The organism is Coleofasciculus sp. G3-WIS-01 (assembly GCF_040223135.1).
In the GTDB taxonomy this organism is placed as follows: Bacteria; Cyanobacteriota; Cyanobacteriia; order Cyanobacteriales; family Coleofasciculaceae; genus Coleofasciculus.
The window spans coordinates 1-1677 of record NZ_JAVJZI010000100.1; the positions used below are offsets into that span (position 1 = coordinate 1).

Genomic DNA, 1677 nt, shown 5'->3' on the forward strand with positions numbered 1-1677 from the left:
ATAAACGGACGTGGAGAGGGTGTAAGACCTCATTTGGAGGCAACCTTCAGCGAAGCGTCAACCCCAATCAGCGACCACCCCGGCTAAAGGTGGCGTGGTGAGGAATCCCCCGCGCTCTTTAGCCGGGGGAGGATGTCAAACATCGTCGGACAACCCTACACCTGGTAAGGGTACGGCAATGCCGTACCCCTACAGTGATACATTTCTCACAGACTTGAGCAGGTTTGAGGGGGCGATTTGTATCATCACCGACCAACCCTTTGATCACATTCCTCTAAAATACTTCACACCAAGCCAGCCGATCGCAGATGTAGTCGATTGGATATGTGCGATCGCAACAGGGCAATAAATGAAATCTTGACGTTTGCCAAGAGAATGGCAGGCTCCGCCTCCCCAAAGGCATTCCCAGGTAGTGGCTGGGAACGAGAATGATCCTAACCCAGTCCGCGCAGGCGGACTTTGTTTGTGTAGCTGTGACTTCCTCCTCGCCCAGTCTCTTTGATTCAGTTCCACCCGGTACAACATCCAGACAGCCTTCGAGATAATCCACTTCTGGGAGTTGACCAATAATAATTTTGGTCACCTTAGTTCCATCGGTAGCAAACTTAAGGCGCAAATTTCGGTCTTTTTGGCTTTGAGGGAAAAATGTCAGGAAATGACCCTGTTCGGATAGGGTAAGGGATTCACCGGAAGCCAGTAATTCAGATGGACGCTCAAAAATAGCCTCTGATACAAGACGCGATCGCGACATCCATCGGTTTGATATGTTTAGCCTTTTGTAGCGTAATCTCGCAGCATCTGACTTCCCCCTGTCACTATTTAAATTTCGCTAAATTAAAACAATCCAGATTAATGTAAAATTGTGGTGAAATAAATCCAATGAAAATTATCGTACTTTCAGGACTTACACTAGCATTAGCGCTAGGTTGCAGTTCTCCCCCACCGTCTACAACTGAATCCTCAACCGATCAAGTTAAGACATCTTCAGCTAAGACACTCAACAATCGTACAGAAACAATTGCATCAGAAGTAAGCGATACTCAGCAAACATCGCCTCCAGACTTCCAGGATTATCCAGCAACCGACTCGTTCTCTGGTACTCCTGCACCTGTTGATTTAACCAGCCACCCTCAAGCTAGAAGATTCCGAACTGTTTTACGACAGGGCGCTAAACAAGGACCTAATTTTGCCGGAAAATACACGGTTGTGACGTGGGGATGTGGCACAAGTTGTCAAGTTGTTGGTATCATCAATGCCGAAACCGGCTCAGTTTATATCTTAGATCGTCCGGCTGAAGCAGGTGTTAAGTTTCAGCTTGATAGTCGGCTACTTGTTGTCAATCCGCCAGAAAATTTCCCGGACAATGAACCCGATTGGATGGAAACTCGTTATTATGTCTGGGATGGTACGCAGTTAACTGAAGTTTCGGCGTCAACGTCTTAAACGCTTGCTTGCAGACGTTCGTTCATAGTTCGTAGTAGGGGATGCGAGCCCCTAATTGTATCTGACTTTTCACGGTATGTGATGCCTCTGTAGGGGCGGGTTTCACTACTATCTTTTGGGTTGCATCCAGATGTGAATAAACCCGCCCCGACTCAGGTTCCATGAGGAGAATTACCATGACCACCGAATATCACGTCAACCTTATTCAAACAGGAAATACCCAAACCCTAACCA

Annotated in this window: 3 protein-coding genes; 2 read left to right on the forward strand and 1 reads right to left on the reverse strand. The window is 47.2% G+C overall.

Annotation, left to right across the window (positions count from 1 at the left end; genetic code table 11):
* Positions 1–178: 178 nt before the first annotated feature.
* Complete coding sequence (locus RIM23_RS10560; protein ID WP_446366845.1) at positions 179–349, forward strand: NACHT C-terminal alpha/beta 1 domain-containing protein; 171 nt, start codon at positions 179–181, stop codon at positions 347–349.
* Here RIM23_RS10560 and RIM23_RS10565 read toward each other — a convergent pair.
* Positions 275–751 (reverse strand): hypothetical protein, encoded by a 477-nt coding sequence (locus RIM23_RS10565; RefSeq protein WP_446366847.1) that lies wholly within the window; start codon positions 749–751, stop codon positions 275–277. The two genes, RIM23_RS10560 and RIM23_RS10565, sit on opposite strands and share 75 nt — an antisense overlap.
* 128 nt (positions 752–879) lie before the next feature.
* On the opposite strand from RIM23_RS10565, the gene RIM23_RS10570 reads away from it, so the two are divergent.
* On the forward strand, positions 880–1443 hold the full coding sequence (locus tag RIM23_RS10570) for a hypothetical protein (RefSeq protein ID WP_446366843.1): 564 nt from the start codon (positions 880–882) through the stop codon (positions 1441–1443).
* Positions 1444–1677: the final 234 nt, after the last annotated feature.

Excerpts from the sequence above, each read along its gene's own strand:
- RIM23_RS10570 (WP_446366843.1), top strand. The coding sequence starts at position 880 with ATGAAAATTATCGTACTTTCAGGACTTACACTAGCATTAGCGCTAGGT.
- RIM23_RS10560 (WP_446366845.1), top strand. The coding sequence starts at position 179 with ATGCCGTACCCCTACAGTGATACATTTCTCACAGACTTGAGCAGGTTT.
- RIM23_RS10565 (WP_446366847.1), bottom strand. The coding sequence starts at position 751 with ATGTCGCGATCGCGTCTTGTATCAGAGGCTATTTTTGAGCGTCCATCT.